This window comes from Marinomonas sp. (genome assembly GCF_965225885.1).
Taxonomy (GTDB): Bacteria; Pseudomonadota; Gammaproteobacteria; order Pseudomonadales; family Marinomonadaceae; genus Marinomonas.
Map to the genome: position 1 here is coordinate 3,440,246 of NZ_OZ245329.1, position 15,382 is coordinate 3,455,627.

At 42.2% G+C, this 15,382-nt stretch carries 14 protein-coding genes; 8 read left to right on the forward strand and 6 right to left on the reverse strand.

The genetic code is table 11. The features are described 5' to 3' along the window. Positions 1–34: 34 nt before the first annotated feature. The gene (locus ACO05V_RS16385) at positions 35–1,333 is read right to left on the reverse strand and encodes a TRAP transporter large permease (protein WP_421853870.1); all 1,299 of its coding nucleotides are present in this window, start codon (positions 1,331–1,333) and stop codon (positions 35–37) included. An 81-nt stretch (positions 1,334–1,414) separates the two neighbouring features. Beyond that, positions 1,415–1,885: a TRAP transporter small permease gene (locus ACO05V_RS16390; protein WP_421853873.1), complete on the reverse strand. Its 471-nt coding sequence runs from the start codon at positions 1,883–1,885 to the stop codon at positions 1,415–1,417. A gap of 198 nt (positions 1,886–2,083) precedes the next feature. On the opposite strand from ACO05V_RS16390, the gene ACO05V_RS16395 reads away from it, so the two are divergent. From ACO05V_RS16395 to ACO05V_RS16430, 8 genes are all read left to right on the forward strand, one after another. Further along, complete coding sequence (locus tag ACO05V_RS16395) at positions 2,084–3,076, forward strand: TRAP transporter substrate-binding protein (protein ID WP_421853876.1); 993 nt, start codon at positions 2,084–2,086, stop codon at positions 3,074–3,076. Positions 3,077–3,207: 131 nt separating this feature from the next. Beyond that, complete coding sequence (locus ACO05V_RS16400; protein ID WP_421853879.1) at positions 3,208–3,984, forward strand: FCD domain-containing protein; 777 nt, start codon at positions 3,208–3,210, stop codon at positions 3,982–3,984. 251 nt (positions 3,985–4,235) lie between these two features. After that, positions 4,236–5,714, forward strand: coding sequence for a sensor histidine kinase (locus ACO05V_RS16405; protein WP_421853882.1), 1,479 nt, complete (start codon positions 4,236–4,238; stop codon positions 5,712–5,714). Further along, positions 5,707–6,132, forward strand: a complete 426-nt coding sequence (locus ACO05V_RS16410) for a response regulator (protein WP_421853885.1) — start codon at positions 5,707–5,709, stop codon at positions 6,130–6,132. The genes ACO05V_RS16405 and ACO05V_RS16410 overlap by 8 nt, the downstream gene beginning before the upstream one ends. Positions 6,133–6,158: 26 nt before the next feature. Further along, a complete protein-coding gene (locus ACO05V_RS16415; protein ID WP_421853888.1) occupies positions 6,159–7,874 on the forward strand; it encodes an EAL domain-containing protein in 1,716 nt (571 codons plus the stop codon). Between the two features lie 295 nt (positions 7,875–8,169). Beyond that, positions 8,170–9,453 carry a 2-hydroxycarboxylate transporter family protein gene (locus ACO05V_RS16420; protein WP_421853891.1) on the forward strand — a complete coding sequence of 428 codons (1,284 nt, stop codon included), beginning with the start codon at positions 8,170–8,172 and terminating at the stop codon, positions 9,451–9,453. Between the two features lie 136 nt (positions 9,454–9,589). Next, positions 9,590–11,188, forward strand: a complete 1,599-nt coding sequence (locus ACO05V_RS16425) for an ATP-binding protein (RefSeq protein ID WP_421853894.1) — start codon at positions 9,590–9,592, stop codon at positions 11,186–11,188. Then, on the forward strand, positions 11,185–11,868 hold the full coding sequence (locus tag ACO05V_RS16430) for a response regulator (protein WP_421853897.1): 684 nt from the start codon (positions 11,185–11,187) through the stop codon (positions 11,866–11,868). The genes ACO05V_RS16425 and ACO05V_RS16430 overlap by 4 nt, the downstream gene beginning before the upstream one ends. A 499-nt stretch (positions 11,869–12,367) precedes the next feature. Here ACO05V_RS16430 and ACO05V_RS16435 read toward each other — a convergent pair whose 3' ends face one another. The 4 genes from ACO05V_RS16435 to sucC all read right to left on the reverse strand — a co-directional run bounded on the left by ACO05V_RS16435 (position 12,368) and on the right by sucC (position 15,372). Beyond that, positions 12,368–12,838, reverse strand: a complete 471-nt coding sequence (locus ACO05V_RS16435) for a hypothetical protein (RefSeq protein ID WP_421853900.1) — start codon at positions 12,836–12,838, stop codon at positions 12,368–12,370. Positions 12,839–13,036: 198 nt separating this feature from the next. Beyond that, positions 13,037–13,243, reverse strand: a complete 207-nt coding sequence (locus ACO05V_RS16440; RefSeq protein ID WP_421853903.1) for a cysteine-rich CWC family protein — start codon at positions 13,241–13,243, stop codon at positions 13,037–13,039. 87 nt (positions 13,244–13,330) lie between these two features. Then, on the reverse strand, positions 13,331–14,203 hold the full coding sequence (sucD, locus tag ACO05V_RS16445; protein WP_421853906.1) for a succinate--CoA ligase subunit alpha: 873 nt from the start codon (positions 14,201–14,203) through the stop codon (positions 13,331–13,333). Between the two features lie 2 nt (positions 14,204–14,205). Then, positions 14,206–15,372 (reverse strand): ADP-forming succinate--CoA ligase subunit beta, encoded by a 1,167-nt coding sequence (gene sucC, locus ACO05V_RS16450; protein ID WP_212915728.1) that lies wholly within the window; start codon positions 15,370–15,372, stop codon positions 14,206–14,208. Between the last annotated feature and the right edge of the window lie 10 nt (positions 15,373–15,382).

Below are 15,382 nucleotides of genomic sequence, written 5' to 3' on the forward strand. Positions count from 1 at the left end.
CTCCAAATATCGTTAAAATTCGCACGCTTCTAAACTAGTACCCGAGTAAAAGAGACGGTAAAAACAAGGTAATTTCTGGAATGAAGGTCACCGCCAACAAAGCCAGCAACAGCAGGCCAAAGATAGGTAACAATGGCTTAATGACTTGGTCAATTTTCACTCCGCTCACAGAACAACCAACAAATAAGGCGCTGCCAACTGGCGGTGTACAAATACCGATACATAAGTTGAAGGTAATAATGATGCCGAAGTGAACTGGATCGATACCAAGTTCCAATGCAATCGGTAGGAAAATAGGTGTGAAGATTAGCAACGCTGGCGTCATATCCATAAAGATACCGACAACAAGCAGAATTAAGTTAATAATCAATAAGATGATAATTGGATTATCAGACAAGGCGAGTAACGCATCACTCACAGCATAAGGAATATCAGCATTCGCCATTGCCCATGCCATGGACATAGACGCACCAATCAACAACATGATCATGGAAGCCGTCATGATGGAGCCAAGAATGATACTAGGCATGTCCTTAAGTGATACTTCCCGGTAAATAAGAGCAAGAAAGAACGAATAGACAACCGCAATGGCCGACGCTTCCGTTGCAGTAAAAATACCACCAATGATGCCGCCCATAATAACAACGATCAGCCCCAAACTCGGTAAGGCTCTAAAGGTTATTTGCCCCGCTTCTCCCAAAGATACTTTGTCAGAGACTGGGTAATTTTTCTTCTTCGCCACCACGGCGACGGCCACCATTACACAGGCCCCCATTAATAAACCTGGTAAATAACCTCCGAGGAATAACGCGCTAATAGAGGTGCCACCCGAAATCAAAGAGTAAACAATTAATGCATTGCTAGGTGGAATCAATAAACCAGCAGGACTTGACGTAATGTTAACGGCCGTTGAAAAAACCGGATCGTAGCCGCTCTTTTTCTGCAATGGCGCCATGGTACCGCCAACTGCAGCCGCTGCTGCCACGGCTGAACCAGAAATAGAACCAAAAAGCATATTAGCGATGACATTCACATGGCCCAATGAACCCGGTAAACGACCTGCTAACAACTTAGAAAACTCAATTAACCTTAATGCCAATCCGCCCCGATTCATTATATTCCCAGCTAGAATAAAAAACGGAATCGCCAGCAAGGTAAAGCTGTCCATGCCTGAGGCAAGTTTTTGTGAGACAACAGAAAGGGAGGCATCAAAAGGCAGCGACACCATGATAGACAAAAGTGAAGCGACAGCAATAGAGAAGGAAATTGGTACACCAAGTACCAACATAGTGAAAAAACTACCAAAGAGAACGAGTGCAACTAACCATTCCACGTTTTTATCCTTATTATCAGAATCTTTTTAAACCGCCAAAAAGGTTACAAAAAGGCGGCATTTTTAAACATGTAAATCATTTTAGTCTTGGGTCGGCGCAAACAAATCCCGCAACAAATACAAAATCATGCAACCGCCACTAATAGGAATCGCAGCGTAAACCCAGCCCATTTGCAGCCCTAATACAGGAGAAAGTTGACCAACATTAAGTGTTTTTAGGACCAAAGAGCCGCCACCAAACACCATAATGACTACAGCAAAGAACAAACCGATAAGCGTAATGACTAACTGCAATGTGGCCTTCTTTTTCCCTTCCAACATCAGCAACATAAAGTCCATTGCCAAATGTTTTTTCTGCCCTAATGTGAACGCAACCCCCAATAAACCGACCCAAATAAATAAGAATCGAGCCATTTCATCGGTTGATGTACTCGGTGCACCAAGAACATAACGAGAGAACACTTGCCAAACCACGCACGCAACGAGCGCCACCATTAAAGTGACACAAATAGTAGATAAGATGCGGTCTACCACATGAATGAATTTCGTCATTTACTTCCCCTTGAAGAGACTAAAAGCTCAAAATAGCGTCTATTAACCGGCGACATATTGAACCAAACATTAGTTTTGGTCAACTAACTAGATTAGATTGGTTGACCAAAATCAACCTGCGTGTAATTATGCCAACTCGACACGGCACACTTTGATAATCTAAAGCATTATAAAAATATCAAAACGGAGATTTACAAAATGTTAAATATGAAAAAAGCTAAGCTACATTTTGCCTCAGCATTGTTACTGGGTGGTTTAATGGGTGCTTCATCAATGAGTTTTGCTGAAACACTAAAGCTTAGCCATAATGGCGACACCAAATCACCAGTTCATAAAGCACTTAAATTCTTTGCTGACGAAGTCAAAGAAAAATCCGACGGCGAAATCAAGGTTCGCATCTATCCAAATGGCCAATTAGGTACTCAGCGCGAATCCTTAGAATTGCTTCAAAGCGGTGCTTTGGACATGGCCAAATCTAACGCCAGTGAGCTTGAGTCATTCGATCCTGCTTATGGTGCTTTCAACATTCCTTATATCTTTAGAGACCGCGAGCATTTTTATCGCGCACTAGCGAGTGAAGATGTTGGACAGAAAATTCTAAGTTCTTCTGCAAAATACGGCTTTGTGGGCGTGGCGTATTTTGATGCCGGTTCACGTAATTTTTACACATCTAAGCCAGTTCACTCTCCTGCCGATCTGAAAGGCATGAAGATTCGCGTTCAGCCAAGCCCAAGTGCGATCAAAATGATGGAATTAATGGGGGCTTCTCCTACGCCACTTCCATTTGGTGAGTTGTATACCGCTCTTCAACAACGTGTTGTTGATGGCGCAGAAAATAACATTGGCGCTGTAACGACTTATCGCCATGGTGAAGTAGCAAAATACTACACTCGTGATGGTCACGCGATGATTCCAGACGTATTAGTAATTAGCACCAAAACTTGGGAAAAACTATCCGATAAGAACAAAGCTTTAATTTTAGCTGCGGGCAAAGACGCCACAGCTTATATGAAAAAGATTTGGGGTGAATACACCGAGCAAGAATTGCAAAAAGCAACGAAAATGGGCGTTGAAATCATTGATGTTGATAAAGACCCCTTCATTAAAGCGGTTGAGCCAATGTTTCAAGAAGCAGAGCAAAACCCTGTTATCGCTCCTTATGTAGAAGCAATAAAAGCACTCGACAAATAAACTGAATCAAGCGACTCTTATTGGTATATTAGTAATATATACCGATAAGAGGTCTTTGCTTATAGTCATCCCTCTTCTGTAAATACCTCACCTTTAATTTTTCACCCATTGGCTAAACAAAGTAGAAAGCTATGATAAACACACTCGTAAAACCAAAGCGTCTATATCAGGAGGTTGGGCTTAAACTTTACGAAGAACTTCGGCAGGGAAAATATCAAGTTGGCGACCGTCTTCCACCAGAGCGTGATATCGCAGAGCAGCTAGGTGTTAGCAGAACCTTGCTTCGCGAAGCCTTGATTATGCTTGAATTGATGGAAATCGTTGAAGTGCGAAAAGGCAGTGGCATTTATCTACTCAAACAACCAACTAACATCAAATCATCCGATAGATTTGAAGACTCCCTAGACAAAGACGACGTCGGTCCTTTTGAAATGATGCAAGCAAGGCAATTGCTTGAAAGCCACGTAGCAGAATTTGCAGCGACTCAAGCCACCAAAAAAGACATTCTCAATATGCGCGACGCGCTAGAGCTAGAAAAGCAAAACATTGATGCGGCTGACCAAAACCATGCGGCCGACAAACTGTTTCATTTGGCTATTGCCGACGCGACTCAAAACAGCGTCTTAGTCGATCTCGTTGAAAACCTATGGGAACGACGTGAAAACAGTCCCATGTGGAAACAGTTGCATTCTCACATTACAGATCAAACCTATCGAAAAAAATGGCTGTTCGATCACGAAAAGATTTTATTAGCTATCCAGCAAAAAAAACCAGATGCGGCACGCATGGCAATGTGGCGACACTTAGAAAATGTGAAAGACACTCTTATGTTATTGTCTGAACATCAAGACCCTAATTTTGACGGTTATTTGTTCAGCACCAACCCTGTACAAATTCAGGAAAATTAACACAGCCCTCTTCTGATAAAGATTGATTTTATGGATAGCCATTAAAATACAATCACACACCTTTATTTTTTAGCCGTTCCCATAATCAAATTGTGCTGAGGGAGCGGAAAAAGATAACGTTCAAACAATCCCTGTAATAAAGAACCAGATACCATTCTTAACAAATCTTATTGCATCCTTATTTGCCGCTTTGTGTTAACTAACCTACGCTATAAGATATTCTTATATAAGGAATTTAAAGATGAATAGCAATGCCACCTGTAAAAATACGCACTATGAATAACCAGCCTGCGGATGACATCTTTTTTCAGCAACTCGTTACTTGTCTCCCTATGGGAGCAATGGTCGTTAATACCAAGGCAGAAGTCCTGTTTGCCAATGATACCTTGGCTGAAATATTAGGCTATAAAACAGAAGAGCTTATTGGCTTAGATGTTGATTTGCTTTTACCTCAGCAGTTTCGTGCTAATCATAAATCGCTCATGAAAGGCTTTTTTAGCCAGCCACGTAAACGCCAATTTGGCGTTGAACAGGCTCTTCGAGCTTGTCGAAAAGATGGTAAACACATTCCTATTGAAATTGGCTTGAATCCTATTCAACAGGATGGCGAAACCTTTGTTTTGGCCACCTTAATTGATTTAACTTCTAGACTACGCGCCAACAACATGTTCCAGCGTTCGATACAAGACGCTCCTCACGGCGTTCTCGTGGTCGACTCAGACGGTATAATTAAATTAAGCAACGATGCGCTCTGTCAATCTTTCGGCTATTCCTCTGATGAGCTATTAAATCAAAAGATGAATATGCTTTTACCCCAGCGATATCGACATCATCATGATCATTTACGTCAAACCTTTCATCAAGACCCCACGCCAAGAATGATGGGAGTGGGCCGTGATCTTACGGCTCTGCATAAAGATGGTCGAGAGTTTCCGGTCGAAATAGGTCTTAGCCCATTTGAAGATGAAGAAGGAAGCAGCATGGTGCTGATCTCCCTCTTGGATATTACTCATCGAAAACGCATGGAACTGGAGCTTCGTGAAACCAATACTAATTTAGAAGAGTTTACTTACGTCGCTTCCCATGATTTGCGCTCTCCACTTCGCGGCATCGCCGATTTATTAGAATGGATTCAAGAAGACTTAGGTCCTGATACGCTCCCAGATGTCACTCGAAACCTTGGTCGTATTGATATTAGAATTCAGCGCATGGAGCAATTAATTGATAATTTATTAACCTATGCAAGAGCGGGAAAATCAGAATCCAACACCCAAGAAATAAATGCAAACACACTTCTAGACAATATAGCTGAGCTCATTGTTATACCTGAAGGGTTTACTATCACAAGAGACATCCAACTAGAAAATTTCACCTCCGTTTGGACTCCCCTCGAAACCGTTATACGCAATCTCATCAGCAATGCAATTAAACACCATGACCAAGAGCTTGGGTCGATAACCATTGCCTGTAAAGCTGAAAATAACTTTTGTCATTTTACTATTTGCGATGACGGCCCAGGCATTCCGGAGTCAGCGTTCACACGAATTTTTCGTTTATTCCAAACCGTCACTTCCAGTGAGCAAAGCGGCACAGGGATTGGCTTGTCTGTGAGTCGCCGCTTAGTCGAAACCTACGGTGGACGCATTAGCGTTGAAACAAATAAACATCAACGAGGTGTTACTTTCCATGTTTGGTGGCCTCGTTTTTTAAGGAAAGATAACCATGATTAAAAACTTAAGTGTGCTTGTCGTTGAAGATGACGATGTAGCTGCAGAATCCATTACCCGTAGCCTGAATAAATTCGCACCCGATATCAATCTGGTTTTTGCAGACCATGGTAAAGAAGCAATAGAAATACTCGAAAATAATCACGCGACGATAACACTAAAACCTCCTTTTCTCGTGTTATTAGATTTAAACATGCCAGTCATGAATGGCTTCGAGTTTTTAGAATATATCCGTAACAATGACACTCTAAAAGATACGGTTATCTTTATCCTCACAACATCGAATGATGACAGCGATAGATCACGAGCTTACGCGAATAACGTTGCTGGCTATATGGTCAAATCCGCTGTTGGACCACAGTTTGCGAAGCTATCAAGTCTTTTAGTCGCCTATAAAAATGCCGTTGAGCTGAGCGAATAAGCTGAATGAATGAGCTTGGAGACATCATGGAAGTATTAGAAAACACTAAAAGTAACGCTTTAAAACTTCTTATCGTTGATGACGATGATGTCGATCGCGAGCGCTTACGTCGAATGTTGTCCAAATCAGACATCGAGACCAATATTTCCGAAGCGTCATCTGTTGAAGATTCCATGCTACATCTAAACAGTGGCGAGTATGACTGTGTCATCGTCGACTATCGTTTAGGCCTAAACTCTGGGCTCACTCTACTAAATAACATACGCACAACAATGGATAGCCATTGTGCCGTGATCATGGTGACTGGTTTAGGTGATGAAGAAGTTGCTGCCGAAGCTATGCGATTAGGTGCAAGTGATTATCTAGTCAAAAACCAGTTACAAAGCCCGCAATTAATACGCGCCATTATCAGCTCAGTACATCGCGCTGAAATGGAGAAAAAACTCCATGATATGGCGCATTATGACAGCTTAACAGGTTTAGCCAGCCGACCGTTATTGCTTGAACACCTCCAAGTGAGCATTGCGAATGAAGAATCCGCCGCTGTTGCTTTTCTGGACTTAGATAATTTCAAGCCAGTGAATGACAATTACGGTCATGATACTGGCGACTACGTTTTGGTCACCATTGCCAACCGTCTAAAACAAATTACTCGTAAAAATGATGTTTTAGCACGCATTGGTGGCGATGAATTTGTACTGTTATTGCACGATGTGGAAAGCCAAGAAGAATGCTCAAAATTCCTCAATCGACTTATAGAGTTAGTCAATACGCCTATTGAGTTAGCAGCATTCGATTGCCATGTGCAGGTTTCTGCTAGTATCGGTGTTGCTTTGGTTTCCAATGATAAATTAGATGCCGACACTATCTTACGGCGAGCAGACCAAACCATGTACCAAGCGAAAAACATGGGGCGCAACAACATCATTTTCTTTGACCCTGAAGAGGAAAGACGTTTATACGCTCGTCGAGCCATGCTGCAGGCAGCGGAACGGGGCATCGCGCTCAATGAGTTCGAGTTGCATTTTCAGCCACAGGTCGACATGGTTAAGCAACGATTGATCGGCGTAGAAGCCCTGATTCGCTGGAATCATCCTACTCTGGGATTTCTATATCCAGGTGATTTTACCGAAGTGCTAGAGCACCCAACCACAGGGATTTTAATCGGTGAATGGGTCCTGAAAGAAGCCTTACGCCAGCACACTATATGGCATCAAAAAGACTTAGTCGTCAGTGTTAATATTGCTCCTGCCCACTTACTCAGCAAAGACTTTGTGCAACGACTCAATGATTTACTTAACAGCATGCCTGACTTCAACCCTAAACTACTGGAAATTGAAATATTAGAAACTGTATCAATTTCCGATATTCAACATGCTGTGGATGTGGTGCAAGCCTGTTGCAAGCTTGGTGTTCAGGTTGCACTTGATGATTTTGGTACAGGATACTCTTCTCTAAACTACTTGAAAAAACTGCCTTTAAATACATTAAAAATTGATAAAAGTTTTATTCAAAATGTTTTATCCAATAAGGAAGACAGCGCCATTGTTATATGTGTTGTGGCTCTTAGTAAGGCATTCAAATACAAGCTCATTGCAGAAGGTATTGAGTCATTAGAACACCAGCAAGCGCTGATCAAGCTGGGCTGTCACTTTGGACAAGGTTACTTTATTGCCAGACCTATGCAACCACATAAGATGACCTCTTGGATTGAGTCATACAACAACCACACTCTACATTAATTTCTAGAAACACTTTTTCTCTTCTAAATGACTCGACAAAACTAGGCGAAAAATGTCCTTTATCAGGACTTTTTTAGCCTAGTTTAGCTATTTCATTATCGTCTTGAGTCCCCCATTTTTAACAACAAAATAGAAGAAATCACTCTCTATTGTGCAAAACCTTTATAAAAATCACATTACAAAAGTTTCAAAACTACTTTTTAGTTTCATTAAATGAAAAGTAACTTCCGCTTAGAACGAAGGTTGGTAGACTGCGGCGAATAATCAAAACAAGCAGAAAAAAAGAGAGTTTATAATGATCATTAATGATGTCATGACGGCGCGAGATCAACGCACCAGTAAAATCATATTAGCCATTGCCGCTACCACTATTTTATTAGCCACTTTCGCGGGCAAAATGCCAAGCGGCATGATTGGCGCTTTAGGCATTATGGTTATTGTTGGCTTTATCCTTAATTATATTGGAGATAGAACACCAATTATCAACCAATTTTTTGGTGGTGGTGCCATCGTGGTTATCTTTGGTTCAGCTTACCTATTTCACAGCGGCCTATTCCCTTCCAGCGCTGAAAGCAATGTCACAACATTCATGAAAAGTGGCGGCTTCTTATCTTTTTATGTTGCCAGTTTAGTGACCGGCTCTATATTCGGCATGGACACTCAGACACTGAAAAAAGCCGCCTTAAAATATATCCCAGTGATTCTTGGCTCCGCTTTCTTTGCGTGCATTTTTACCGGTTTAGTCGGTATGTTGGTTAGTAAAAGTTTCTACGATTCCGTTATGCTAATTGCTCTACCTATTATGGGTGGCGGCATGGGCGCAGGCGCTGTACCACTTGTTGAGATTATGTCTGGAAAAACTGGCATGAGTGCGGAATCCTTAATGTCTCAAATGGTTCCAGCACTGGCAATTGGTAATGCGATTGCTATTGTTATGGCCGGTTTGCTACATAAGCTTGGTCAAATCGCACCAAGCCTTACTGGCAACGGACAGCTAATTCGTGGTCAAAAATCAGTTGAGGAAGAAGATCAAAAAACGTCACCACTGAATGTAACGACATTAGGCGTTGGCGCTCTACTTGCGGTTAGTATGTATTTCCTTGGTACTTTGCTGTCTAACTACATCAGCATGCACACTTATGCACTAATGATCCTATCTATCGCGATCATCAAAGTATCTGGCATCATGCCAAAAGCATTAGAACAAGCAGCATTCTCTTGGTATAAGTTTGTGGTTGGCAACTTAACGCCTGCTTTGCTAGTTGGTATCGGTGTGGCTTATACAGATCTAAACCAAATCCTAGATGCATTGTCTCCTATGTACTTCTTGCTTGTATTAATTACAGTACTTGGCGCAGTGTTTGGCGCTGGCTTAATTGGCTGGTTGATGGGCTTCTACCCTATCGAAGCCGCTATCACTGGCGGTCTTTGCATGGCAAACATGGGTGGTACGGGCGACGTAGCGGTTCTTGCGGCAAGTAAACGTATGGAACTAATGCCTTTCGCGCAAATCTCTTCTCGAATTGGCGGCGCTTTCATGCTGATTCTTGCGACACTTGTTGTTCAAGCAATCGCCTAACTCAAACAATAAATTATCGTACGGTCAATTATCAAACAAAAGGGAAAAGTCCATTATGGCTTTTCCCTTTTGTTTAGCACTTCCTCGGTATACTGTATAATCGCGACTCTTATTTCTCATTAGTAATGACGCGCAAATGACACTCAAGTCCTACCTCGCTTTAATCACGATTTCGACAATTACCATTATTGTTGTCGCTGTCGCGTTAGTATTTGGCTACTCATTACAAAACGCTTATTTAGAAGGCATTAGCAAGCGTGGATTAGAGTTAGCTCGTGTTGTCGCCCATGACGAAAAAGTCATAAAATCAGTACAAGCAAGTAATAGCGGACAATCGACTTCTCTCGAACAGCATATCGAAAACCTTCGCAGCCAAACTGACGCATCTTATATTGTCGTTGTCGACAAGCAATCCATACGCCTTAGCCACCCTACCGAGTCACTCGTCGGCAAAGCCTTTATAGGTGATGATATTTATCCGACTTTACAACAAGGTATTGATTTAACTAATGTCGCCAGCGGCTCTTTAGGAGAAGCGATTCGAAACTTCACGCCAATACAAGACGATACTGGAATTATTGGCGCAGTCAGCGTGGGATATTTATCGCAAACAACCAGCAACCTTATCTATCAGCATCTTAGAGAAGCGGGATTATTAGTCGCTTTCGTTTATTTACTTGGCGTCGTTATTGCCATTATCTTAATTGCCAAATTAAAACGAACCTTTTTATATCTCGAACCTGAAGAGATTGTACAAAGATTCAAAGAGCATGAATTAATTTTAGACAGTATTCGTGATGGTATTGTGGCTATCGACCATGAACAAAACATCACCGCCATTAATAGTATGGCGATTGAATGGCTAACGATGAACGTACTCAGTACATCTCAGGTAGTAAACAAACCGTTGAGCGAACAATCACAAAGCCTTTCCCATTTTGCACTAGAAGCCAAAGGGCAAATAACACAAAACCGGTTTAATTTAGGCAAGCTAGAATTCATTGCAACTTTGTACCCGATAAAAGGTAAAAAGGGTGAAATAGGTTACGTTATTGTATTTTTCCCCGATCATGGGGAAAAATCGTTGGAACAAGAACTCACGGCGACGAAAAACTATGCCGACTTATTACGCGCCAAAACCCACGAATACTCTAATCACTTAAACGTGCTATCAGGCATGTTACAGGCTGAACGCTATGAGGATGCCATCGAGTTTCTTCAGCAAGAAAGTGACGGCGATCAAGTCGTACTAAGACGTATTATTAAAACTATTGAAAACAGCTCTGTTGCAGGGCTGATTTTTGCTAAGCACAATAAAGCCAAAGACCTAAAAGTCGATACGCTGATTGAAAGCGATTGCCAGCTTGGTCGGTACCCTTCCAAAACCAACGAGGCACTGGTCACATTAGTCGGAAATTTATTCGACAATGCCTTACTCGCCGCTTGGTCCAACAGATTACTTATACCGCCTTTTGTTAAGTTGTATATTAGTGACAGAAATGCTCACATCATGATTCAAATCGAAGACAGTGGTGCTGGTGTGGATGAAAAACTAGAAAGCCGAATATTAGACTTTGGCGTCAGCAGCAAACACAACACAGAACAACATGGTATCGGGCTCTATTTGGTCAAAAAAGTCGTTGATCAATACCATGGTAGCCTTGATTGGGAACGCAGTGAGTTTAATACCACTGTTTTTAGTATTTACTTAGATAAACGAGCGCTAACAAGATGAATCGCATTCCGGTCATGATAGTGGAAGATGATCTACGTGCTAGCTACGTATTAGAAAGCACCATCAACCAACACACAGATTTTTATGTTGTCGCCGCCTGCGAAAGCTTATTAGAAGCAGAGCTAAAAGCAGAGGCATTTGCCCCCGAGCTCATTATGGTGGACATTTCGCTACCCGATGGCAGCGGCATTGATCTGATAAAATTATTAAAAGGCAAAGGCGTGAAAGCCGCCTTCATTATGACCACCGCCGAACGAGAAACCTCCACTATTGAAAAGGCCATCCAGCTTGGTGTAATGGACTATCTTGTAAAACCCATTCGAATGTCCCGAGTCTTACAAGCGCTTGACGATTATATGGACTTTAGAAAACGCCTCACCAAAAACGATAAAATTGATCAGCAAGACATAGACGCTCTATTTAGAAAAAGCACAACACTAGATGGCAGCAGAAAAACACCAAAAGGCATTGATGAAAACACCTTGGACAAACTCACTCAGTACCTTAATACCATGGATGACACTCCATTTACCGCTGAAGAGATAGGCGAAGCCATCAATCTTAGCCGCATTACCGCCAGACGCTACCTTGAATATTTAGAAGCCCAAGGCCAAGTCAGCATGACGCTAGACTATAAAACGGGTGGCAGGCCAAAGCAACGATATACCAAAACGGTTTAATCAAAGATGATTCCACTAACGCATTGTCTCAGGCAACTTTTTCGACGCAAAACGCCCCCAAAAAAAGTCGTCTTTATTGGTATAGATTACCTGTGTTTTTCCTTGTCAAAATCCCTGCTCGACAACAATAAATATGCGCAACAACCTATCGAGATTTCTGCGTTTATTGATGATGAACCTTGGAATAATCGCACTCAGGTTAATGGTGCTACTGTATTTTCACCCAGTGAAATAATCGCCCTCGTTCGAAAGCACAACGTCGACTTGATAATACAAATTAAAGGAGAATCTATCAGCATTGCTGACAATATTTGGGAGGGGTCTTAAAAACAAACGCAAAGCTTGTCACCTTACAACAAAACCAAGACCTGACAACAATGCAAAAAACTATTTACCAAGCATGTCTAAAAGATAATTTTGAACGCAAAACTAAAGAATCCATCCCTTAGTTTAAGAGTCAAATCGCTTATAAATCCACCTACTCTTTTAGTTGAATTACTTAATAAGCCGGAGCAGAAGCAACTCGCTCGTTAGACATATTCATTGCCGTTTTAAGAGACTGAGTTGATGACATCGCCATTATGTTTAATTGATCCGTATAAGCGTCTTTTGGCAGTTTAATATCGCTACGCTGGGCCATAACAGCTTTAAACTTCTCAATATCTATTGAGTCTGGGCCATTTTTAATCGAATTCAGTTCATCCTCAGTTAAGCTTGCCAAACCACCACCCGGTAAATAAATAGCGCCGGTAATGAAATCCACACCAAACGCGACAACACCAGGAACAAAGAAGAACAATAAACCAATAGCATCTAACGCTGCCACACCCACATCGATTTGGCCATTGGTTTGGCCACGACGCTCCGGATAAAGCAAAGTACCGCATGCCGTCACCTGAGTAATAAGTAGCGCAGCTGCAATGCCTCGCGCTAAATGAGTAAAGCTTAGATTTTTCTTTAAACCCGTCATACTTATTCCTTATTAGTGATTGATGTGGATACCACTCTATATCGAAACACTTACAAGTCACAGGGCTAACCACCTTTATTCCACAATGCTTTCGCACTAAAGAGACGTAAATTGATAATTAAGCTTGTCGATAACATAGCTGCTGGTTGGAACGGTACTGGGAGCTGCAGGTGAAGGCGTATTATGAGCATCTAATGCCTAAGTTCTTTGAGCAAATGCCTTTAAAAAGCCTAGTTTATCGCTGCAATAAAATTCAATACACTGCTGACAAACACAAACACCGCCTTTTTGTTGTGATGGAATAAGCGCCAGCATATCTTCAGGCACTACGACACTAAAACACCAACAAGTCTGGCTCTCATCAAGCGCACAACCATTATCAGTCAAACAAAAAGGACACAGCATTCTCTCACCCATTTATGTATCAATAGCGCAAAAAAAATCCCTGCCGAAGCAGGGATTTTATGATCAGTCACACTTTAAAATACTCGCTTACCAGCCAGTGATTTCTTTAAGTGCAGCACCGATGTCCGCTAAAGAGCGAACAGTTTTAACACCAGCGTCTTGTAGAGCTGCGAATTTCTCATCAGCTGTACCTTTACCGCCAGAGATGATCGCGCCAGCATGACCCATACGCTTACCAGCAGGTGCAGTAACACCAGCAATGTAAGAAACAACAGGTTTAGTCACGTTTGCTTTGATGTAAGCAGCCGCTTCTTCTTCAGCAGTACCACCAATTTCACCGATCATAACGATCGCTTCTGTTTGCGGATCGTTTTGGAACATTTCCAATACGTCGATGAAGTTAGTACCTGGGATTGGGTCACCACCGATACCTACGCAAGTAGATTGACCGAAGCCAGCATCAGTAGTTTGCTTAACTGCTTCATAAGTCAAGGTACCAGAACGAGATACGATACCTACTTTACCTGGCATATGAATGTGACCAGGCATGATACCGATCTTACATTCACCAGGAGTGATAACACCTGGACAGTTAGGACCGATTAGACGTACGCCTAGCTCGTCACATTTAACTTTACAGTCAAGCATGTCAAGAGTTGGAACGCCTTCAGTGATACAAACGATTAGTTTGATACCAGAGTTAGCCGCTTCAAGAATAGAATCCTTGCAGAAAGGAGCTGGAACGTAGATAACAGAAGCTTCCGCACCTGTTTGTTCAACCGCTTCTTTAACTGTGTTGAAAACGGGTAGACCTAGGTGAGTTTGACCACCTTTACCAGGAGTAACACCGCCAACCATTTTCGTTCCGTAAGCAATCGCTTGCTCTGAGTGGAACGTACCTTGTCCGCCAGTGAAACCCTGACAGATTACTTTAGTATCTTTATTAATTAAAACAGACATTATTATTTGCCCTCCGCAGCTTTAACAACTTGTTCAGCCGCGTCTTTTAGACTTGTTGCAGCGATGATGTCTAGACCAGAGTTCGCTAGAACTTCACGGCCTTTCTCTGCGTTAGTACCTTCAAGACGAACAACAACAGGCACGTTAACACCTACTTGTTCAACAGCACCGATAATACCTTCAGCGATCATATCGCAACGAACGATACCACCGAAGATGTTAACCAATACGGCTTTAACATTGCTGTCAGAAAGGATGATTTTGAATGCTTCAGCAACACGTTCTTTAGTTGCACCACCACCTACGTCTAGGAAGTTAGCAGGTTTGCCGCCGTGCAGGTTAACGATATCCATAGTACCCATTGCTAGGCCGGCACCGTTTACCATGCAGCCAACGTTACCGTCTAGAGCTACGTAGTTAAGTTCCCATTTAGCTGCATGTGCTTCACGCTCATCTTCTTGAGATGGATCGTGGAACTCTTGCATTTTCTTTTGACGGTAAACAGCGTTGCTGTCGATACCGATCTTGCCATCTAGACAATGAAGGTTACCTTCATCAGTAATAACAAGAGGGTTGATTTCAAGAAGTGCGAAATCGTAGTCGTGGAACATTTGCGACAAACCAAGGAAAACTTTAGTGAACTGCTTGATTTGAGTTGGGTTAAGACCCAATTTAAATGCTAATTCACGAGCTTGGTAAGGCTGAGCACCCACTAAAGGATCAATGATCGCTTTGTGAATAAGTTCTGGAGTTTCTTCCGCAACTTTCTCAATCTCAACACCGCCTTCTGTAGATGCCATGAAAACAACACGACGAGTAGAACGGTCAACAACTGCACCTAGGTACAATTCGTTTGCAATGTCAGTGCATGATTCAACAAGAATTTTAGCAACAGGCTGGCCATTCGCATCTGTTTGATAAGTAACTAGGTTTTTACCCAACCAATTTTGTGTAAAAGCTGCAACTTCTTCATAAGAATCAACAAGCTTTACACCGCCCGCTTTACCGCGACCACCAGCGTGAACCTGAGCTTTAACAACCCACTTATCACCACCAATTTTTTTCGCTGCTTCAACTGCCGCTTCAGGCGTGTCTACTGCGTACCCTGTAGATACTGGCAGGCCGTATTCAGCAAAAAGCTGTTTAGCCTGATATTCATGTAAGTTCATTTGATTCTTC